This window comes from Ruegeria profundi, from assembly GCF_020171505.1.
Lineage (GTDB): Bacteria > Pseudomonadota > Alphaproteobacteria > Rhodobacterales > Rhodobacteraceae > Ruegeria > Ruegeria profundi.
Window position 1 is genome coordinate 191186 of sequence record NZ_JAIUZS010000001.1, and the last position, 19510, is coordinate 210695.

The 19510-nt window shown below is 55.5% G+C and carries 21 protein-coding genes and 1 other RNA gene; 17 read left to right on the forward strand and 5 right to left on the reverse strand.

Annotated elements, in window-relative coordinates; translation table 11 throughout:
- Window positions 1-260: 260 nt before the first annotated feature.
- The 4 genes from LCM21_RS00830 to LCM21_RS00845 form a co-directional block, all read right to left on the reverse strand.
- Entirely contained in the window at window positions 261-692 is a 432-nt protein-coding gene (locus LCM21_RS00830; RefSeq protein WP_224888908.1) for an ester cyclase, read from the reverse strand.
- Window positions 693-792: 100 nt separating this feature from the next.
- Window positions 793-1140, reverse strand: a transfer-messenger RNA (tmRNA) gene (ssrA, locus tag LCM21_RS00835).
- 36 nt (window positions 1141-1176) lie between these two features.
- Complete coding sequence (locus tag LCM21_RS00840) at window positions 1177-1539, reverse strand: DUF4345 family protein (RefSeq protein ID WP_068331136.1); 363 nt, start codon at window positions 1537-1539, stop codon at window positions 1177-1179.
- 13 nt (window positions 1540-1552) lie between these two features.
- Window positions 1553-2281, reverse strand: coding sequence for a FadR/GntR family transcriptional regulator (locus LCM21_RS00845; protein WP_224888909.1), 729 nt, complete (start codon window positions 2279-2281; stop codon window positions 1553-1555).
- 86 nt (window positions 2282-2367) lie between these two features.
- On the opposite strand from LCM21_RS00845, the gene LCM21_RS00850 reads away from it, so the two are divergent.
- The 17 genes from LCM21_RS00850 (at window position 2368) to LCM21_RS00925 (ending at window position 18244) form a co-directional block, all read left to right on the forward strand.
- Window positions 2368-3159 (forward strand): DUF2182 domain-containing protein, encoded by a 792-nt coding sequence (locus LCM21_RS00850; protein ID WP_224888910.1) that lies wholly within the window; start codon window positions 2368-2370, stop codon window positions 3157-3159.
- 4 nt (window positions 3160-3163) lie between these two features.
- A complete protein-coding gene (locus LCM21_RS00855; protein WP_224888911.1) occupies window positions 3164-3868 on the forward strand; it encodes a DUF1326 domain-containing protein in 705 nt (234 codons plus the stop codon).
- A 221-nt stretch (window positions 3869-4089) separates the two neighbouring features.
- Complete coding sequence (locus LCM21_RS00860) at window positions 4090-5193, forward strand: dimethylsulfoniopropionate demethylase (RefSeq protein ID WP_224888912.1); 1104 nt, start codon at window positions 4090-4092, stop codon at window positions 5191-5193.
- Between the two features lie 101 nt (window positions 5194-5294).
- Window positions 5295-6290 carry an acryloyl-CoA reductase gene (gene acuI / locus LCM21_RS00865; protein WP_224888913.1) on the forward strand — a complete coding sequence of 332 codons (996 nt, stop codon included), beginning with the start codon at window positions 5295-5297 and terminating at the stop codon, window positions 6288-6290.
- Window positions 6291-6475: 185 nt separating this feature from the next.
- A complete protein-coding gene (gene frr / locus LCM21_RS00870; protein WP_068331148.1) occupies window positions 6476-7039 on the forward strand; it encodes a ribosome recycling factor in 564 nt (187 codons plus the stop codon).
- A 9-nt stretch (window positions 7040-7048) separates the two neighbouring features.
- Window positions 7049-7774: a polyprenyl diphosphate synthase gene (gene uppS, locus LCM21_RS00875; protein ID WP_224888914.1), complete on the forward strand. Its 726-nt coding sequence runs from the start codon at window positions 7049-7051 to the stop codon at window positions 7772-7774.
- Window positions 7771-8553, forward strand: coding sequence for a phosphatidate cytidylyltransferase (locus LCM21_RS00880; RefSeq protein WP_224888915.1), 783 nt, complete (start codon window positions 7771-7773; stop codon window positions 8551-8553). Before uppS ends, LCM21_RS00880 begins: the two co-directional genes overlap by 4 nt.
- On the forward strand, window positions 8553-9725 hold the full coding sequence (dxr, locus tag LCM21_RS00885) for a 1-deoxy-D-xylulose-5-phosphate reductoisomerase (protein WP_224888916.1): 1173 nt from the start codon (window positions 8553-8555) through the stop codon (window positions 9723-9725). The genes LCM21_RS00880 and dxr overlap by 1 nt, the downstream gene beginning before the upstream one ends.
- A 4-nt stretch (window positions 9726-9729) precedes the next feature.
- Complete coding sequence (gene rseP, locus LCM21_RS00890; RefSeq protein WP_224888917.1) at window positions 9730-11082, forward strand: RIP metalloprotease RseP; 1353 nt, start codon at window positions 9730-9732, stop codon at window positions 11080-11082.
- Between the two features lie 89 nt (window positions 11083-11171).
- A complete protein-coding gene (locus tag LCM21_RS20680) occupies window positions 11172-11300 on the forward strand; it encodes a hypothetical protein (protein WP_263618870.1) in 129 nt (42 codons plus the stop codon).
- Between the two features lie 127 nt (window positions 11301-11427).
- On the forward strand, window positions 11428-13788 hold the full coding sequence (bamA, locus tag LCM21_RS00895; protein ID WP_224888918.1) for an outer membrane protein assembly factor BamA: 2361 nt from the start codon (window positions 11428-11430) through the stop codon (window positions 13786-13788).
- Between the two features lie 30 nt (window positions 13789-13818).
- Entirely contained in the window at window positions 13819-14379 is a 561-nt protein-coding gene (locus LCM21_RS00900; protein ID WP_224888919.1) for an OmpH/Skp family outer membrane protein, read from the forward strand.
- Window positions 14380-14451: 72 nt separating this feature from the next.
- Window positions 14452-14925, forward strand: coding sequence for a 3-hydroxyacyl-ACP dehydratase FabZ (fabZ, locus tag LCM21_RS00905; RefSeq protein WP_068331160.1), 474 nt, complete (start codon window positions 14452-14454; stop codon window positions 14923-14925).
- Window positions 14922-15707: an acyl-ACP--UDP-N-acetylglucosamine O-acyltransferase gene (gene lpxA / locus LCM21_RS00910; RefSeq protein ID WP_224888920.1), complete on the forward strand. Its 786-nt coding sequence runs from the start codon at window positions 14922-14924 to the stop codon at window positions 15705-15707. The genes fabZ and lpxA overlap by 4 nt, the downstream gene beginning before the upstream one ends.
- A gap of 4 nt (window positions 15708-15711) precedes the next feature.
- Window positions 15712-16506: an LpxI family protein gene (locus tag LCM21_RS00915; protein ID WP_224888921.1), complete on the forward strand. Its 795-nt coding sequence runs from the start codon at window positions 15712-15714 to the stop codon at window positions 16504-16506.
- The gene (gene lpxB, locus LCM21_RS00920; protein ID WP_224888922.1) at window positions 16506-17663 is read left to right on the forward strand and encodes a lipid-A-disaccharide synthase; all 1158 of its coding nucleotides are present in this window, start codon (window positions 16506-16508) and stop codon (window positions 17661-17663) included. The genes LCM21_RS00915 and lpxB overlap by 1 nt, the downstream gene beginning before the upstream one ends.
- A complete protein-coding gene (locus LCM21_RS00925; RefSeq protein WP_224888923.1) occupies window positions 17663-18244 on the forward strand; it encodes a cadmium resistance transporter in 582 nt (193 codons plus the stop codon). The genes lpxB and LCM21_RS00925 overlap by 1 nt, the downstream gene beginning before the upstream one ends.
- Here LCM21_RS00925 and mnmA read toward each other — a convergent pair.
- A complete protein-coding gene (mnmA, locus tag LCM21_RS00930) occupies window positions 18241-19386 on the reverse strand; it encodes a tRNA 2-thiouridine(34) synthase MnmA (RefSeq protein WP_224888924.1) in 1146 nt (381 codons plus the stop codon). The two genes, LCM21_RS00925 and mnmA, sit on opposite strands and share 4 nt — an antisense overlap.
- Window positions 19387-19510 lie beyond the last annotated feature (124 nt).

Genomic DNA, 19510 nt, shown 5'->3' on the forward strand with positions numbered 1-19510 from the left:
GAATCTCTTCCACATGCGAAAACGAACTGCGTTTCAGAAACAGATTTCGCCCACTGAGGAATAACAATCCCCTTCGGAACAGGCAGTACGCCGACCAAGTAAATCATTTGATTCTGAGCAATTAGGTCGGCGGCAGGCAAAGCATGTCTCGTGGTTTCAACGGATACATGCGAACCTTTTTCTCAAGCCGAACGGGGCGTTCGCAATCTAACCCCACAGGGTTTGCATACGGTCAACCCCGGAACGGGTCAAGATTGCCCTCAGGCCCAATCCAGCCGTTGACCCGTCATGCAGACGGGCAGAGTATCCTTCGGGAATTGCCCAAGCTGTTCGAATAAGGAAATGAAATCGAACTGGTTATATACCTCAACCACGCGATTATCCCTGACGCGTGCAATAACGCTGCCTGTGGCTTGCAAAGGGGCACCATTGTCCGCGCGTGTCGTCTTAAGGTGGACAATTGCAGAAACCCAGTCACCGTCTTCCAGGATTTTTGGAAGCTCAACTTTGATGTCCCCAAGAACATGCCGGAACGCCGTGACGAGATCCTTAAAGTCATCCGCCCCAACCTGCATTTCGGGGATCAACCCTTGGGCCATCGTCTCCGGAGCAAAGTATTGGTCGATGACGTCAGTGTTTCCGTTTTCCCAAACCTCAGCAAACCAGTTCCTAAGTAGATCTGCGTGTGACATCCCCGCTCTCCTTTACCTCTAGGCGTTAGGATGAAGCGTGACAGTAAAAAAACGATAAACGTGAACACGAAAATCGTTAAACAGCAGACATTACAGGGAAAATGCAGGTTTCTGTTGCCAGGTACCTGCGAACCCCGCCTTACGCGGCTAGGCGCAAGGGCTTAGATTTCGGTCTTGTTACTGCTTACGCAGCAACTGCAACCGGAGCACGATTGTCGTTTGCAATTGTACTAGTTTCGCCGATAACGGTGGCAGACAGCCGAGACAAAGCTAACCCCTTTAGACGTTCGTCGATCCTATTTCGGCCCCATGATCCCCAAACGAAGGATTTTTGGTGGAGCCGCCGGGTACCGCCCCCGGGTCCGATCCGCTTATTACGAGCGCGTTTATGTCCATAGTCCCGAAGGACCCTTTCTATATAGGTGAGCGGTCGCGTGGATGCAATTGTCGAATTTCAAACACCCAAAGTTTTAAAAACAGTAGGTTACACGTCTCGGCTAAAGTTGGCCAGAATCAACCACAACGCTAGGACCAATTCTATTCCTCCGAACGTCAACGCTTTGACCAGCGGGGGATTGTCCAAGGCAACCGAAACAAACCGCCCCAACGCGGCGCCCGCATAGACAACGCCCAGCATGGCGTAGGCCATAGGATTATTCAGCCAGATAACGGCAAGGCCGGTGACGACAAACAATCCTCCGACCGAGGCACGCATCTCACTTAGCCCCATGGTGCTGTTCGTTGGAGCAAGATCCAAAGAGGTCGCCGTAAAGCTGGGCGCCAGAAAGCCGAACATGCCGAACCCGACTGTCAGGAGCGCCGCGATTACATTAATGACATTTGTCATCTCATTATTCCCATTAAGGTTTTCTGCGTTGTTTCGCGACATCCTGCGCCAGTTGTCGAGTATAGTTTTCAAGCGCAACCAACGCTGCATCCACGTTTTGCGCGTCTCCGTCCTCCAACGCATCCGCAATCTGGTCGTGCAGGGCGATAATTGCTTCGCGCGAACGGGCAGAAAAAGTGATCATGTTCATCAAGGGTTGCATGGCCTCAACAGCCCCGGCCAGTTGATACGATAGCACTGGGTTACCCGCTCCATCGACGAGCGCCCGGTGAAACGCCACGTCAGAGGCGCAGAAAGCCTCATCAGTCAGGTCCGGTTGCGATTGGCGGTGAATCTCCTCTCGCATCGTCGCCAGATGACCTGAGGTGCGACGCTTGGCAGATAAGGGTGCGCACGCTCGCTCCAACGCGAACCGAGCTTCACACGCGGTATCAAAACTCACCGCATTCATTGACAACAACAGGGTCGAGGTTGTGATTTGCTGGGAATACGCGCCCTCAAAACTCAGGCGGTTTACAAACGCACCGCCACTTGCGCCGCGTTGCGTTCGGATCAGGGACTGCGCCGCCAAGAGTTTCAAAGCCTCACGCACAGTAGGGCGAGAAACCTGAAACTGCTCCGACAGCTCTGCCTCTGACGGCAAACGTTCATCCACGATCAACTCGCCCGAGACAATTGCATCGCGAATGGCCTGCGCAATCTGTGCGGACAAATCCGCAGGTCTCTGAGAGTTAGTTTTCATAATATAACGACCACACGTGACTTTTTATTTGTCTGACATTTAAAAGTCTGACATTTCAAAAGCAAGAACTGAGTCGGGAGGAAGACGTGAGTCGCGCGGTTCTACGCAGTGGATTGTGGCTGGGATTTTATGTCCTGATTCTATGGGCGTGGTGGATGATGTTCACCATGAGCCGCGAAATGGATCTGGACTGGATCGGACGTCCGGGACCAATGGGACAGGCCATGGCGGCGATGGACCCGCGCATGGACATGTACATGCCCATGGCAGAATTTGGCCCATTGTTTTGGATGTGGGCGATCATGATGGCAGCGATGATGCTTCCCACCGTGGTGCCAACATTGCGCAGCTACGAGGACCTGATCCGAAGCGTAAACGGCTCGCGCGCAGGCTGGCTTGGCGTTCTGGGAGGGTATCTGGCGGTTTGGGTCGGTTTCGCGGCGCTGATTGCCGGTGTTCAACTGGTTCTGCTGTTTGGTGGTGTCGTCGATATGCTGGGGATAGCAAAATCCAGTCTAGTGGCGGGTGGCCTGATGATCGCTGTTGGTGCATTCCAGTTCACCCGCGCGAAAGAGGTCTGCCACGGTGTCTGCCACGCACCTATGACATATTTCCTGGGGCACTGGCGAACCGGGTTCGTCGGCGGTCTTCGCATGGGGCTCGGGTTGGGGGCGTTCTGTGTCGGCTGTTGCTGGGGCTTTATGGCGCTTGGCTTTGTCGGTGGCGTCATGAGCCTGCTATGGATGGGGCTGGCGACGTTTTTTATGGTTTTGGAAAAGTTGCCCCAGATCGGGCACGTGATCACGCGACCGTTGGGGTTCGCTCTTATCGCAGGCGGGCTCGTCCTGCTCATCTATCCCATTACTTTCGGAGGATAAGCCAATGGCAAAAAACAGGAAACCGGATGCTGACAGACTGCCAATCAGTCAACGCATCGATAGTCGTATGCCGAATCCCAAGCGCAGAGAGATGAGCCCGACTGAGTGGGCTATCAAGGGCGAGTTGATCCTGAACTGCTCCTGCGATGTGTTTTGCCCATGTGTCGTATCGCTAGGCGCGCACCCTCCGACCGAAGGGCATTGCCACGCATGGATGGGTGTAATCATCGATGAAGGCCACTATGAAGGTGAAGACCTGTCTGGGCTGAATGTCGGGCTCCTGGTCGATATTCCCGGTCGGATGGGTGAAGGACAGTGGAAAGTGGCCGCATATGTGGACGAGCGCGCCAGCGGCAAGGCCTATAACGGGCTGTTGCAGATTTTCAGCGGTCAAGCTGGCGGTACAACGGGCCTTTTTACCATGCTTGTCAGTGAGATCATGGGCGCCGAGCGTGCGCCGGTTCAGATTGAGCGGGATGGCACCAAGCGTCGCATTGTAATCGGGCGCAAGATTCAGGGTGAGATCGAGATGCTGGCGGGTAAAGATGCCGATCACCCCGTGATGGTGTCAAACTCGAAATACTGGATGGGTCCGGACATCATCGTTGCGCGAGGCACCAAGTCCAAGGTACGAGACTATGGCCGTGTGTGGGATTTCGGTGGTAAATCGGCCGAGATCTGTCCAATTGACTGGCATGGTCCCAAGTAATGTTCTCAGGGATTTGCAAGCCAGACGTTGCGCAATGTAATCTGTTTATAAACAGGATATTGGGTGACTATCTTACAGCGTTCAATGTGCGTCTACCGTTAAATAACAGCGGCATGTTTGTCCCACAATGCCGTTGGTGGGACGGACAGCATCAGAGACTGAGCGGAACAAGACGTACAATACCTGTTCGCAATTGGGTATTTTTGCCTCTGGAGGTTTGAATGGCACAGATTTCCCTGTCCCGTCGATTGCGCCGCACCCCGTTTTCAGATGGGGTCGAGGCCGCGGGCGTAAAAGGTTATACGGTATATAATCGTATGTTGCTGCCCACCGTTTTCGAAAGCATTGAGGCGGACTATCACCACCTCAAAAGCCACGTTCAGGTGTGGGATGTGTCCTGCGAACGGCAGGTTGAACTTCGCGGTCCGGACGCCGCTCGTTTGATGCAAATGCTAACCCCGCGCGATCTGCGGGGGATGCTGCCGGGTCAGTGCTTCTATGTTCCGATTGTTGATGAAACGGGTGGTATGCTGAATGACCCTGTGGCCGTCAAGCTTTCGGATGACCGTTGGTGGATTTCCATTGCAGACAGTGACTTGCTGCTCTGGGTTAAAGGAATTGCCAACGGATATCGCTTGGATGTTCTGGTGGATGAACCGGACGTATCACCACTCGCTGTCCAAGGACCAAAAGCCGATGAATTGATGTCGCGGGTTTTCGGAGACAGGGTGCGCGATATCAGGTTTTTCAAGTTTGATATGTTCCAGTTTGAAGGCCGTGATCTTGCGGTGGCGCGATCGGGGTACTCCAAGCAGGGCGGGTTCGAGATATATGTCGAAGGCTCTGACATTGGTATGCCGCTGTGGAACGCGCTGTTTGCCGCGGGTGAAGACCTGCAGGTGCGTGCGGGCTGCCCCAATCTGATTGAAAGGATTGAGGGCGGGCTGCTGTCTTATGGCAACGATATGACTGACAATAACACTCCGCATGAATGTGGACTGGGTAAGTTTTGCAATACGCACACAGCCATCGGCTGCATCGGGCGGGATGCGTTGTTACGCGTGGCTAAAGAAGGTCCTGTCCAACAGATTCGTCCCATTGCAATCGACGGCGATGCCGTACCACCCTGTGATCGGCCGTGGCCCGTGCTCGCGAATGGAAAACGTGTTGGGCAGGTGACATCTGCCGCTTGGTCCCCGGACTTCAACACCAATGTTTCGATTGGCATGCTGCGCCTCAGCCATTGGGACGCCGGAACAGTGGTTGAGGTTGAAACACCAGACGGCATACGCAGTGCCACTGTACAGGAACGGTTCTGGATCTGATGGCAAGACGAAACTGTATCTGTGTCGCTTCGCAGATCAAGCAGGACGTTAACGATGGATGAGATACAAGGCCTAAGAGCATAGAAACGAGAGGAAAAGCGATGTTTAACGCATTGGTTATGGAGAAAGACGAAGAGAGTGGACTCGCCAACCCGGCGATAAAGCAGTTGTCTTCGGATGATCTGCCCCATGGTGAAGTCACCATCGCAGTCGAGTATTCGACAGTGAATTACAAGGACGGCCTTTGTTTGTCGCCGAAAGGCGGTGGACTGGTACGAAAATATCCACACGTGCCCGGAATTGACTACGCTGGAACGGTCGAGGCGTCGTCGGATGATCGCTACAAGGCGGGTGACAAGGTGGTTTTGACGGGCTGGCGTGTAGGTGAGGCTCATTGGGGCGGCTATTCGCAGAAGGCCAATGCTCTGGCTGAATGGCTGGTGCCTTTGCCAGATGGTCTTGATACACGGCAGGCGATGGCTGTTGGCACGGCCGGATTCACCGCGATGTTGGCGGTCATGGCGCTTGAGGATCACGGAATGAAAACCGACCACGGACCGGTTCTGGTGACTGGCGCTGCGGGCGGTGTCGGCTCGGTTGCGACGGCTATTCTGGCCAATCTGGGCTATGAGGTTGCAGCAGTGACCGGAAGGCCGGAAACCGGGGAGTATCTGAAATCTCTGGGTGCCACGACCATTGTCCCCCGCGAGGAGTTGAACGAGACAACCAAGCGCCCTCTGGAAAGCGAAACCTGGGCAGGGTGTGTTGACGCCGTTGGTGGTGAGATGCTGGCGCGCGTTCTGGGGCAGATGAAGTATGGGGCGTCTGTCGCAGCGGTTGGCCTGGCGGGTGGTGCGGCACTGCCTGCGACCGTTATCCCATTCTTGTTGCGCGGCGTGAATCTGCTGGGCATCGACAGCGTGATGCAGCCTTACGAAAACCGGCTGCGGGCGTGGCAACGTATTGCAACTGACCTACCGATGGACAAGTTGGACGCGATGGTGCAGCCCGCAACCCTTAAAGACCTGCCACAATTGGGCGCCGATATTCTGAAGGGTCAGGTCAAAGGACGCGTTGTTGTCGACGTAAACGCCTGATCAAAAACTGTTCTACCAGACCGGTTGGCCCTCGTGCTGACCGGTCTTTTCTTGTTAGAAACGTCCTGAAAAAGCCGGAAACTCCTCTGGTCATTGGCGCATTTCCACATCATCATTGCTATACATCCCAACTGCGATGGCTTATGAGCCATGCAAACAGGACCTGAAGACGGGGAGTGAGCAGCATGTCTGACGATTTTGAACTGGACACCGACGATCTTAAACGGCGCATGGAAGGCGCCATGGCAAACCTCAGAACCGAATTCGCCTCGCTTCGGACCGGGCGGGCATCAGCCTCGATGCTTGAGCCGGTTATGGTAGACGCCTACGGCGCGATGACCCCGATCAATCAGGTTGGAACGGTAAATGTCCCCGAACCTCGAATGGTCACGGTGAATGTTTGGGACAAGGGTCTTGTCGGTAAGGTCGAAAAGGCAATTCGTGAAAGTGGTTTGGGAATTAACCCGCAGTTGAACGGAACAATCATCATGCTGCCGATCCCGGAACTAAACGAAGAGCGTCGCCGCGAACTGGGCAAGGTTGCAGGGCAATATGCCGAGCACGCCCGCGTTTCCATCCGCAATGTGCGTCGCGACGGAATGGATCAGATCAAAAAGGCCAAGGCCGACGGAATGTCCGAGGACGACCAGAAATTCTGGGAAACTGAAGTTCAGGATCTGACCGATGAGATGATCAAAACCGTTGATGCCGCGCTTGAGACCAAGCAGGCCGAGATCATGCAGGTCTGACGCCGCGCTATGTTCAACCCTCCACATACCCTGGCTGGGCCGCGCCACGTCGCCATCATTATGGACGGAAACGGCCGATGGGCGCAGGCTCGCGGCCGGCCAAGGTTGTTTGGACACCACGCGGGCGCACGGCGCGTGCGTGAAGTGGTTGAAGCTTGCCCAGGTCTTGGGGTCAAATATCTGACGGTTTTCGCCTTTTCGACTGAGAATTGGAAACGGACTCAGGCCGAGGTTGCCGGCCTCATGAGCCTGTTTCGGCGCTATATCATTAAAGAAACCCAGACCCTTAAGGAAAACGGAATTCGCGTTCGGTTTATCGGAGATCGAGTCCGGCTGGATGCCAAGTTGACCGCCCTGATGGATACGCTGGAAGAAGAAACAAAGGACAATGATCTGGTCCACTTGACGGTTGCGCTAAACTATGGCGGCCGGGACGAAGTGGCCAGAGCAACGAAGCGGCTGGCGCGCGACGTAGCAGAAGGCCATTTGCGCCCAGAAGACGTGGATGAAGAAACCCTTCCTAAGTATCTGGATACACGTGTTCTTCCGGATCCAGATCTGGTTATCCGCACGAGTGGTGAAGCGCGAATTTCGAATTTTCTGCTGTGGCAATCGGCATATTCCGAATACGAATTTGTCGACACACTTTGGCCGGATTTCACTGCCGCCGAGTTTGAAGGTTTGTGCCGAAACTTCGGCGGTCGTGAACGCCGGTATGGGGCGGTTCCGGCATGAGTGACGGCCGATGGTCTGATCTTACCACCCGCATCGTCTCTGCTGCCGTGCTTGTCGCCATAGGTTCGGTCGAGGTTTGGTTGGGCGGGTTTTGGTTTGAAACCTTCATTGCAATCGCCTGCGGCCTGATGACCTGGGAATTGGTGCGAATGGTTGATCCTGACAAATCAGCTGCTCGGGTTCAGTTAGGGATACTAACCGGAGTCGCGGTTCTGCTCAGCTACCATGTGCCTCCGATTTACAAGATACCGATCCTACTGGCCCCTGCCTTGGTCGGCGCGGGGCAGGTCGGTCGCGCGAAACTGATATACGCTCTGTTTGCCATGTGGATTGCCGCGTCTGGCCTGGGCTTTATCTCAATCCGCGAGACGATGGGTTTTGGCTGGATGATCTGGTTGATCTCGGTTGTGGTTGCGACGGACGTTGCAGGATATTTCGTAGGCAAGACGTTTGGTGGACCAAAATTCTGGCCTAAGGTCAGCCCCAAGAAAACGTGGTCTGGCACAGCGGGCGGATGGGCCGCAGCAGCGGTTGTAGGGTCCGTATTCGCTCTTCATGCCGGTTTTGGGTTCGTGTTCGTCGTCATCTCGGTTCTGGCATCCATGGCCAGCCAGGCGGGGGACATCGTCGAAAGTGCGACCAAGCGCAAATTCGGTGTGAAGGACAGCTCGAACCTGATCCCGGGTCATGGCGGTTTTCTTGATCGGTTCGATGGTATGATGGGGGCCGCTCTGTTTGTTCTTATCGCGGGTATGATTTATTCCCCCGGGGGTATGTAATGCGCAAAATCTCTATTTTTGGCGCGACCGGCTCGATCGGGCAGAACACCATCGACCTGATAGACAGGCAACCGTCGGCCTATAACGTCGTTGCGCTGACAGGTGCGGCGAATATTGAGAAACTGGCCAAAGACGCGCGTCGTCTGAATGCGGATGTGGCTGTGACCGCCTATGAAAATCGGTTGGAAGACCTGCGTGCGGCGTTGTCCGGGAGCGGTGTTGAGGCTGCGGCGGGGCAGGCGGCGCTTACCGAAGCTGCTATGCGACCTGCGGATTGGGTCATGTCGGCCATCGTCGGGGCAGCCGGGTTGCAGCCAGGTCTAGAGGCATTGAAGCAAGGTGCCACGCTGGCGTTGGCGAACAAGGAGACATTGGTCTGTGCCGGGGCTTTGGTGTTGGAAACAGCCAAAAGGCACAACGCTCGCCTTCTACCGGTAGACAGCGAACATTCCGCCGTATTTCAGGCTCTGGTTGGCGAGGATATCGAGACCGTTGAACGGATCATTATCACGGCGAGCGGGGGTGCCTTCCGCGACTGGCCGCAGCGTGATTTGGCCAATGCCACAGTCGAACAGGCCTCAAGCCACCCGAATTGGGACATGGGGCAACGCATTACAATCGACAGTGCATCTATGTTCAACAAAGCGTTAGAGATGATTGAAACAAAAGAATTCTTCGGGACTTCTCCGGATCAAATCGAAGTGTTGATTCATCCTGAGTCCATCGTGCATTCACTCGTCGGGTTCAAGGACGGGGCCGTCATGGCTCATATGGGTGCTCCAGATATGCGTCATGCCATCGGCTATGCGTTACATTGGCCGGAACGACAAGAATTGCCAGTTGAGCGGTTAAACCTCGCCGAGCTGGGCCAGTTGACCTTTCAGGAGCCGGACGAAGATCGCTACCCGGCATTGCGCCTTGCCCGCAACGTCATGGAACGCGGCGGCCTTTCGGGTACAGTGTTTAACGCCGCCAAGGAACGCGCGCTGGACCTTTTCATCGCCCGGCAGGTTGGTTTTCTTCAGATGGCAGAGATTGTTGAATCCGTTTTGATCAAGTTTGAAACGTCAAATGGCCTTCTTGATGCCGAATTAAACCTTGATAACGTACTGCAAGCGGACCATTTGGCACGTAAGTGGGCCAGCGAAGCCGCAATTCAGAAAGCAGGATAGAAACTTGGACGTACTCTCTCTGATCCCTCAATTTGGCAACTTGCTGTATACTATCGTTGCGTTTGTGGTGGCCCTGTCTGTCATCGTGGCAGTGCATGAATATGGCCACTACATCGTGGGGCGCTGGTCAGGCATACATGCCGAGGTGTTCTCGGTCGGGTTCGGCCCAGTGCTTTGGAGTCGTGTCGATAAGCGCGGAACCCGCTGGCAAGTCGCTGCACTACCGTTTGGCGGCTATGTCAAGTTTCTGGGAGATTCCAACGCTGCGTCGGGCAAAGACTCAGCAGCGATGCAAACGATTACGGAACGAAGCCCCGAAGAATTGCGCCGCACCATGCACGGTGCACCTTTATGGGCAAGAGCGGCTACAGTCGCCGCAGGTCCGATCTTCAATTTTGCAATGTCCATAATCGTTTTTGGTCTGATCTTCATGTACCAGGGTGTGACGCGTGAACCTCTGACAGTAGGTGAATTGCACCCGATTCCGGGCGCGGTTCAGGAGTTGCAAGACGGTGACGAGATCGTAGCCATCGCAGGGCTTCCAGTGCCAGAGTTCGATCAGGAAGGAGCATGGTCCGACTTTACCGATGCTTTGCCTGTAGAACCTGAGCTGGATTACACTGTGGTCCGCGACGGGCAGACGCTGGACGTCTCCGGCCCTTGGCTGTTTCCTGCGCTGATCCAACAGGTTATTCCACGCAGTGCAGCGATGGACATCGATCTGAAACCCGGAGATGTGATTACAGCCGTCAACGGGGAACCAATTTACGCGTTTGAACAGTTGAAAGAACACGTTGAGGGATCTGACGGAAAGGTTCTTTTGCTTAATGTATGGCGGGATGGTGCGGAGTTGGAATTCGCACTCGCGCCGCGCCGCACGGACGAACCACAACCTGAGGGTGGGTTTGTAACCCATTGGCGTATTGGAATTGTCGGTGGAATGGTTATTGACCCGGCGACCGAACCGGCAGGCGTTCTGGCTTCGCTTTCAGGTGGAGTCCAGCAGACCTTGCGCATAGTTGACGGGTCGCTTTCCGGTATCTGGCACATGGTGACTGGGGCGATCAGCACCTGCAACATATCGGGTCCTATTGGCATCGCGGAAACTTCGGGCGCAATGGCGAGCCAAGGTGCGCAGAACTTTATCTTCTTCATTGCGGTGCTCTCGACCGCAGTGGGGCTGTTGAACCTGTTTCCGATTCCAGCGCTGGATGGCGGACATCTGGTGTTCTATGCGTATGAGGCCGTGGCCGGCAAACCGCCCAGTGATGGGGCGCTTCGCGTTCTGATGGGGGTAGGGGTATCGCTGATCCTTGGTCTTATGATCTTCTCGGTGTCCAACGATCTGTTCTGCTGATTGTGGAGATTGCGGCACTTTAATGCCGCAATTTCGCCCCAATACTTGCATAGGCTTTTGCCCGGAATTGATCCGTTTCTGAGGTTGTGATGACAAAGGCCCTGCGCAAATCTGCCAACAGCTTTTGGTGCCTGTTCGTTTTGAACTGGGATACACTGCTGTTCTTCGGTGCGACCGCAATTGCAATGTTCGGCTGGGCCTATCTGATCACAATGTGATTCTTTTTACGTTTCGTAAAAGCAACTTACGTCTCCCCTTGCGCCTGCTTTCTGTTTTGGTCTTTTGACAAGTATAAATATTCTCGCTACTCAGCATTAAAGTCCAAAAATATTGGGTAGTGAAAAAATGACTGATAGGCGAGGCGCGGGCACATCCTGCGGGGGACAAAAGCCCGAAAACAAGATTTTGTGGCGGTCACTAACATTAATATTTCTTCTGACATTGGTGGGTTTTGTACCGGTTCCACAGGTCGCGTGGGCGCAAAACTTCGTCATCAATTCGTTTGATGTCGAGGGAAATCAGCGCATCGAAAGCTCTACTATTATCGCGCGTACAGGGATCGAACCGGGCCAGTCAGTTACTGCCGGTGAATTGAACGATGCCTATCAGCGTTTGCTTGACAGTGGTGTTTTTGAAACAGTCGAATTGACACCACGCGGCAATACTCTGGTAATTGCGGTTGAGGAGTATCCGACGATCAACCAGATCAGCGTCGAGGGAAATCGCCGTGTGAAAGACGATGTGTTGCTTGAAGCAATCTCATCGGAACCGCGCCGAGTATTCACTCCGCAAGTGGCCGAGGCTGACGCCGACCTGATTGCCGAAATCTACTCGTCGCAGGGGCGGGTGTCGGCGACGGTCATTCCTCGCATCATTCGTCGGAGCGATAACCGGGTCGATCTGGTTTTTGAGGTTGCGGAAGGCACCACGATTGAGGTCGAGCGTGTCAGCTTTGTAGGCAACCGCGCATTTTCTGATCGCCGCTTGCGCCGGGTTCTGGAGACCAAGCAAGCTAACTTTTTGCGGACGTTTATCAGCAGTGACACCTTCATTGCTGACCGGATCGAATTCGATAAACAGGTTATTCGCGATTTCTATCTGTCCCGAGGCTACGTCGATTTCCGCGTAAACAGCGCGAATGTTGAATTCACCCAAGAGCGTGACGCTTTCTTCCTGGTGATGAACATCACCGAGGGTCAAAAGTTTTCGTTCGGCCAGATCAGCACGGTCAGTGAAATCCCCGGTGTAGATCCAGCGCCGTATCAAGATGCGTTGAAAATTCGCCCAGGCGTGACTTACACTCCGACGCTGGTTGAGAACTCGATCGCCCGGATGGAGCGTCTTGGAATCAAGCAGGGCGTCGATTTTTTACGGGTCGAACCGCGCGTGACGCGCAACGCACGTGATCTGACGCTGGATGTTCAGTTTGTTCTGACAAAGGGTCCGCGGATCTTTGTTGAAAGGATCGACATTGAGGGCAACACAACCACGCTTGACCGTGTGATCCGCCGCCAATTTGATACGGTCGAAGGTGATCCCTTCAATCCGCGTGAAATTCGCCAGGCTGCAGAGCGTATCCGGGCGTTGGGTTTCTTCGCGGTCGCCGATGTTGAACCGCGCGAGGGGTCGTCGCCCAGTCAGGTCATTGTTGACGTCGACGTGGAAGAGCAGCCCACCGGATCGCTGAGCCTTGGTGGTAGTTACTCGGTCTCGGACGGTTTTGGTGTTGCAATCGGGTTGAGCGAGTCCAACTTCCTCGGCCGTGGGCAAACTGTGGGCGTCAGTCTTTCGACGGCACAGGACGCCGAGCAATATACGCTGAACTTTTCCGAACCCTATCTGTTGGGTCGCAAGCTGCGGTTCGATCTGGGACTGGGTCTGTCGACAACAAATTCAAGCTTTGCCAGCTACGACACCGAGACACTGTTTTTCCGTCCTCAGCTAAGCTACGCCATCGGTGAGTTGTCAGCACTGCGACTGCGCTATAACTGGGACCGTAGCGAGATGACGCAACAGGATGACGAGATCAACGGAGCGGTCATTGCTTCGGACATTGCGCAGGGCGAACGTACGACCAGCTCATTGGGTATCTCATACATCTATGACAGCCGGCTTGGCGGTCTGAACCCCAACGCAGGTGTTCTGTTCGAGGCTGGTATTGATGCAGCCGGGCTGGGCGGTGACAACGAGTTCTACAAGACGACGGCGCGCGGTATTGCGCAAACCCGAGTTTGGAACGAAGAGGTCGTGCTGCGCGCGACACTCGAAGTTGGCGCCTTACACTGGAGAGGCGATGACTTTAGCCGAACCATCGACCGCTTTGTTCTGGGGCCGAGTGTCTTCCGTGGCTTCGAGCCCGCGGGTATCGGTCCACGTGACCTGTCGAATGGTCAGGATGATGCGATCGGGGGCAACTATTACTGGGTTGCACGCCTTGAATCAGACTTTCCGCTGGGCCTGCCCGAGGAATTGGGCCTGCGCGGCGGGGTGTTCTATGACTTCGGCAACCTTTACAACCTCAACGACGTCAACACGGCCGGTGGCGATATCGTTGGTGAGGATGGTTCGATCCGTCACGTGATCGGCGTCTCTGTTCTGTGGGAAACCCCCTTTGGTCCGCTGCGCTTTAACTTCTCGCATGCGCTCAAGAAAGAGGACTTCGACAAAGAGCAGAACTTTGACCTGACGGTTCAGGCCCGGTTCTAATCCTGTATGTTGAAGGATGTTGTCATCAAAATGCGGGGCCCGTTGCGGGCCCTATGTGTTTTTTTAGCCCTGTTTGCCGCCGATACTGCGGTATCTCAGCAGTTGGGGGTACCTGAAAGCAGTGTCGTAACACTGTCGAGCGAACGTTTGTTCGCCGAATCTGCCTTTGGCAAGCGGGTCCTGCGTGAGATCGAAGTTGAAGGCATACTGCTAGGGGAAGAGAACGAACGCATCGTGGCGGAACTCAGCCACGAGGAAAAGGTTCTGACAGAGCAGCGCGCGACAATGACGGCTGAGGAGTTTCGCCCTCTGGCTGATGCTTTTGACGAAAAGGTCCAGTCGCATCGAGAGGGCCAGAGGGCAAAACTAGACGCGTTAGCCCGCCGCGGCGAGGACGCCCGGCAAAGGTTCCTCGTGCTGGTGCGGCCTGTTTTGATCGATCTGTTGCGCGAATCCGGGGCCGCGATCATCATTGAACGTTCAAGCGTCTTCCTGAGTTCGGACCGCACTGACATCACGGATGCGGCAATTGCCCGGATTGATGCGGTAATTGGCGACGGTCGCGCCGTTGAATCCGGGGCTAGTGAATAGGTTTGCTTGCCCTTGGGGCGCGGTATTGCTAACCACGCGGCAAACAGAAAATCAGCACGGGACAACACCACTATGAGCACGGAAACCAAGAGCGCCGATATTCAGCTGATACAGCGGATCTTGCCGCACCGCTATCCGTTTCTGCTGGTCGACAAGGTTGTTGATATCTCGGGTTATCAGTCGGCTGTTGGCATCAAGAACGTCACGATGAACGAGCCGCATTTCCAAGGCCACTTTCCGGGCACTCCGATCATGCCGGGCGTCACCATTGTCGAAGCGATGGCACAGACCGCAGGCGTGATGCTAGGTGTAGGCATGGATGTCATCGACAGCGAGTTGTTGATTTATTTCATGAACATCGACAAGTGCAAATTCCGCAGAAAAGTAATCCCGGGTGACGTGCTTGAGATGCACGTAGAAACCGTGCGGGGCAAAAAGGGTGGCAAAATCTTCAAGTTCAGCGGTCGTGCGACGGTAGATGGTGAAGTCGCGACCGAGGCTGAATTCTCGGCCTATGTCGACTGGGACATGGAAAAAACAACATGAGCGGCATTCACCCAAGCGCAATCATTGAAGACGGTGCGCAAATCGGTGAGGGCTGCATCGTTGGACCTTTCTGCCACATCGGCCCACAGGTCAAACTGGGCGATCGGGTCGAGCTGAAATCTCATGTCGTGGTGACGGGCGACACGTCAATCGGTGACGAAACCGTTATCTTCAATTTCTCAGTGATCGGAGAAATTCCGCAGGACCTGAAGTTCGGCGGTGAGGATACGCGTCTGCGGATTGGCAAGCGCAACCGCATTCGTGAGCATGTCACGGTAAACACCGGTACAGAAGGCGGCGGCGGCGTAACCCGGATTGGTGATGATTGCCTGTTGATGGCGGGTGTGCATGTGGCGCACGACGTTCAGATTGGAAACCGGGTGATCATGGTCAATCACGCTGGTGCCGCAGGGCACTGCATTATCGAAGATGACGTTATTGTCGGCGGCATTTCAGGCTTACACCAGTGGGTGCGCGTGGGCCGTGGCGCGATTATTGGTGCGCTCACCATGGTGGCCAATGATGTTATCCCATACGGTCTGGTACAGGCACCACGGGGTGAACTGGACGGGCTGAACCTTGTCGGTTTGAAACGAAAAGGGGTGTCGCGCGAGGATATCGCGGCATTGCGCGCGGCCTTCCGGGAATTGTCTGACGGAGAAGGTACGTTCATGGAGCGGGCCCATCGACTCGGCCAAGACAACCAGAGCGAATATGTCCAGCGCATCGTGGATTTTGTGACTGGTGAGTCGGATCGCTCGTTTCTGACACCAAGGAAGTAGGCCGATGCTGGCGCTGATTGCCGGAACAGGAGCATTGCCGGGTGAGGTGGTTGATTGCCTCACCGAGCGTCCCTTGATCTGCGCGATGGAGGGGTTCGCACCTGACAGCTTAAGCACAGATATCGTCTTTCCGCTGGAGCATTTGGGGAGTTTTATCGCGGACCTCAAAGCCCGGGGTGTCACTGAGATTTGCATGGCTGGCGCCGTCCGTCGTCCGGCCATTGATCCAGCGCGGATTGACGCCGCCACGATGCCTTTGGTCCCTGTGCTTCAACAGGCGATGATGTCTGGGGATGACGGCGCATTGCGCGCGGTAATTGGACTTTTCGAAGACTCTGGTCTAAACGTACGCGCCGCGCATCAGATCGCGCCGGCCTTGCTGCCTCCGCTGGGATGCCTGACCGAGGCTCAACCGTCCAAAGCTGATCTGTCCGATGCGGACAGGGCGGCAAGTATTCTTCGGGCCATGGGTGCGGCGGATATCGGACAGGCCTGTGCGGTGTTAAAAGGGCAGGCACTGGCTGTTGAAAGCATCTTTGGGACCGATTGGATGTTGCAATCCTTGACGCAACGGCCCGACGCAGGCGGGGGTATTTTATTCAAAGCCCCAAAGCCCAATCAGGATCGACGCGCTGATCTGCCGACCATTGGACCAGGAACTGTTTCGAGTGCCGTGGCTGCCGGTTTGGTCGGCATAGTAATTGAGAAAGGCGGCGTAATCGTATTGCAGAGGGATCGGGTCATTGATGAGTGCAACCGCCTTGGCCTTTTCCTCCAAGTGCGCGAGCGGGCCAGTTGATGCGGGTATTTCTGGTCGCCGGCGAACCTTCGGGCGATCGGTTGGGCGGTGCATTGATGGAAGGGCTACGCAGTCTGGTCCCCGATATTCAGTTTGACGGGGTAGGCGGCCCATTGATGCAGGCACAGGGCTTGGACAGCCGCTTTCCGATGGCCGAACTCTCGGTAATGGGTCTGGTCGAGGTCCTGCCGAAATATTTCCACCTGAAACGTCGCATAGCCGAGACGGCCCAAGCCGTTCTGGACACGCAGCCCGACGTGTTGATCACAATTGACAGTCCCGATTTCTCGCTGCGCGTCGCGAAGATCGTCAAGGCGCAAAGCAAGATCAGAACGGTGCACTACGTTGCCCCTAGTGTGTGGGCCTGGCGACCCGGACGCGCCGACAAAATGGCGAAAGTCATCGATCATGTTCTGGCGCTTTTGCCGTTCGAGCCACCCTATATGGAACGCGCGGGCATGGAGTGTGATTTTGTCGGCCATCCCGTCGCCAGCGAGCCGGTAGCCTCGGAAGCGGATATTCAGGAGTTTCGAGACGCCTATAGCCTTGGGGCCGCACCGCTTATTCTTACCCTTCCGGGTTCGCGCGGCGGAGAGATTGATCGCCTCGCACCGATCTTTGGCGACGTATTGCGGCTGTACCTGAAAAACAGGCCCGATGCTCGGGTCGTAGTACCCGCCGTAGCGCATATGGTCGATGCCGTGGCTGAGCATGTGCGCGCCTGGCCCGGGAATCCAGTCGTTCTTGACCCGCGCGAAATGGCTTCGGATCAGGCGGTGAAAGAAAAGCGGGCTGCATTTGCGGCGGCTGAACTGGCGTTGGCGGCTTCGGGAACCGTTTCGCTGGAACTGGCCGCACAAGCCACGCCGATGGTGATTGCCTACAGGCTAAGTTGGCTGACCCAGAAGATAGCCGAACGAATGGTCAAGCTGGATACGGTGACTCTGGTCAATCTTGTTTCAGAAACCCGGACCGTGCCTGAATGTCTGCTGGATGACTGCCAGCCGGAAACAATTGCTGCGGCACTGGAGCAGGTCTCGGCTGCTCCGAATGCACAACTTGAGGCAATGGCGACAACGATGGAACGGTTGGGACACGGGGGTGAGGCACCCGGCCTGCGCGCAGCGCGCGCGGTTTTGGCAAGGATGAAGTCCTAGTGCTGGATTTCGTGGCGTTTGGCCTGTCTGTCTTTATGGCTCAGATTCTGACCAATCTGGACAACCTTGCAGCACTGCTTGCGCTTTCATTGGTGGCCGGAGCGAAGCGGTCAGTCTTTGGCTTCCTATTGGCACAGGTGATCATAATCTGCTCAGCGCTCATGCTTGCCTTTGGGGTGGCAGATGTGGTGCCGCGTGGGGCGGGATATTTGGGTCTGATCCCATTGGGTCTGGGTGTTTTGACCTTGATCCGAAAAAGGCGTGGAACCGATGACGATGCCAATCCCAAGCTTCAAAACGGAGCATCGATCCTCGTGACCACACTGCTGTTTCTCAGCCTTTCGGTGGACACTTTTGCAATTCTGGCACCCCTGCTGGCGGATTCGGCGCCGAATTACCGCACCGCAGGCGTTGCTGGCGCAGGGCTTGCCGCATGTTGCCTTGCGTTGATCGCTCTGCTTGGATCAAAAGTCCCATTTATGAGCGGCTCTGTCGCCAATCGATTGGAAAGCCTTGTGCCGTATGTGATGATTTGCGCTGGTCTGTATATCCTCAGCAACTCATGGACGGACGCAATCTAGTATCCGCGCCAGATCCAACCGCCGCCAAAAATGCGGCTGCCTTCAGAGGCATAGAATACACAGGCTTGACCCGGCGAAACGCCTTCCTCGGGCGTTAGCAGTTCAACCTCGGACGTTGTATCGCTTAGGGGACGAATGATTGCCTCTTGCGGGGGGCGCGTTGATCGAACCTTGACCGAAACATGCCATTCCTTTTGCGAGGCAAAAGGCGAATCCCCCAACCAATTGATTTCGCGGACCGGGACGGTTCGGGTGGAAAGCATCTCTTTGGGACCGACAACCACCTGTTTCTTATCGACGTCCAACTTGACGACGTACAAGGGCTCACTGAGGCCACCAATACCCAGTCCGCGTCGTTGCCCAATGGTGTAGTGGATCACACCATCATGTTGCGCCAAGACGCGTCCATCTGCGTGGACAATCTCACCCGGTTCGGCCGCGCCGGGGCGCAGCTTTTCGATTACGCTGGCGTAATTCCCGTTCGGCACAAAACAAATGTCCTGACTGTCGGGTTTGTCGGCCACCGCCAGCCCGTATTGCGCGGCCATCTCGCGCGTCGCATCCTTCGAGGGCAGGTGGCCCAGCGGGAACCGAAGAAAATCCAACTGCTCGGGCGTGGTTGAGAACAGAAAATACGACTGATCGCGATTTGCATCCTCGGCGCTGTGCAGTTCTGGCCCGTTTGGCCCCATCTTTCGTTGAATATAGTGACCTGTGGCCATGCAGTCGGCCTCAAGATCCTTGGCGGTCTCCAATAGATCCTTGAACTTCACCCGTTCGTTGCAACGGATGCAGGGCACAGGAGTTGCGCCCGCCAGATAGCTGTCGGCAAACTCATCTATCACAGCGTCCTTGAAGATGTTCTCGTAATCCAACACGTAGTGAGGGAACCCGCGCTCCTCAGCCACGCGACGTGCATCGTGAATATCGATGCCCGCGCAACAGGCACCTTTCTTTGCCAATGCTGCACCGTGATCGTAAAGTTGCAGCGTCACGCCCACCACATCATAGCCCTGATCCGCGAGATAAGCGGCTACGACAGAACTGTCCACACCACCGGACATAGCCACAACCACACGCGTTTCCGACGGGGGTTTGGCAAAGCCAAGCGAGTTCAGCGGTGTCTCGGTATCCAGGGCCATGACGATTCCATAACGGGTTAAGAAAGACCGGCAGAATATAGGAAAATTCTACACACTCTCAAGGGGCGGTTTCACTCGTCATTAAGTACGCTGGTGTCAGCCTTGCTGCAGCACGAAGAGGGTC

Excerpts from the sequence above, each read along its gene's own strand:
- LCM21_RS00830 (WP_224888908.1), bottom strand. The coding sequence starts at position 692 with ATGTCACACGCAGATCTACTTAGGAACTGGTTTGCTGAGGTTTGGGAA.
- LCM21_RS00840 (WP_068331136.1), bottom strand. The coding sequence starts at position 1,539 with ATGACAAATGTCATTAATGTAATCGCGGCGCTCCTGACAGTCGGGTTC.
- LCM21_RS00845 (WP_224888909.1), bottom strand. The coding sequence starts at position 2,281 with ATGAAAACTAACTCTCAGAGACCTGCGGATTTGTCCGCACAGATTGCG.
- LCM21_RS00855 (WP_224888911.1), top strand. The coding sequence starts at position 3,164 with ATGGCAAAAAACAGGAAACCGGATGCTGACAGACTGCCAATCAGTCAA.
- LCM21_RS00860 (WP_224888912.1), top strand. The coding sequence starts at position 4,090 with ATGGCACAGATTTCCCTGTCCCGTCGATTGCGCCGCACCCCGTTTTCA.
- acuI (WP_224888913.1), top strand. The coding sequence starts at position 5,295 with ATGTTTAACGCATTGGTTATGGAGAAAGACGAAGAGAGTGGACTCGCC.
- frr (WP_068331148.1), top strand. The coding sequence starts at position 6,476 with ATGTCTGACGATTTTGAACTGGACACCGACGATCTTAAACGGCGCATG.
- uppS (WP_224888914.1), top strand. The coding sequence starts at position 7,049 with ATGTTCAACCCTCCACATACCCTGGCTGGGCCGCGCCACGTCGCCATC.
- LCM21_RS00880 (WP_224888915.1), top strand. The coding sequence starts at position 7,771 with ATGAGTGACGGCCGATGGTCTGATCTTACCACCCGCATCGTCTCTGCT.
- dxr (WP_224888916.1), top strand. The coding sequence starts at position 8,553 with ATGCGCAAAATCTCTATTTTTGGCGCGACCGGCTCGATCGGGCAGAAC.
- LCM21_RS20680 (WP_263618870.1), top strand. The coding sequence starts at position 11,172 with ATGACAAAGGCCCTGCGCAAATCTGCCAACAGCTTTTGGTGCCTGTTC.
- bamA (WP_224888918.1), top strand. The coding sequence starts at position 11,428 with ATGACTGATAGGCGAGGCGCGGGCACATCCTGCGGGGGACAAAAGCCC.
- LCM21_RS00900 (WP_224888919.1), top strand. The coding sequence starts at position 13,819 with ATGCGGGGCCCGTTGCGGGCCCTATGTGTTTTTTTAGCCCTGTTTGCC.
- fabZ (WP_068331160.1), top strand. The coding sequence starts at position 14,452 with ATGAGCACGGAAACCAAGAGCGCCGATATTCAGCTGATACAGCGGATC.
- lpxA (WP_224888920.1), top strand. The coding sequence starts at position 14,922 with ATGAGCGGCATTCACCCAAGCGCAATCATTGAAGACGGTGCGCAAATC.
- LCM21_RS00915 (WP_224888921.1), top strand. The coding sequence starts at position 15,712 with ATGCTGGCGCTGATTGCCGGAACAGGAGCATTGCCGGGTGAGGTGGTT.
- lpxB (WP_224888922.1), top strand. The coding sequence starts at position 16,506 with ATGCGGGTATTTCTGGTCGCCGGCGAACCTTCGGGCGATCGGTTGGGC.
- mnmA (WP_224888924.1), bottom strand. The coding sequence starts at position 19,386 with ATGGCCCTGGATACCGAGACACCGCTGAACTCGCTTGGCTTTGCCAAA.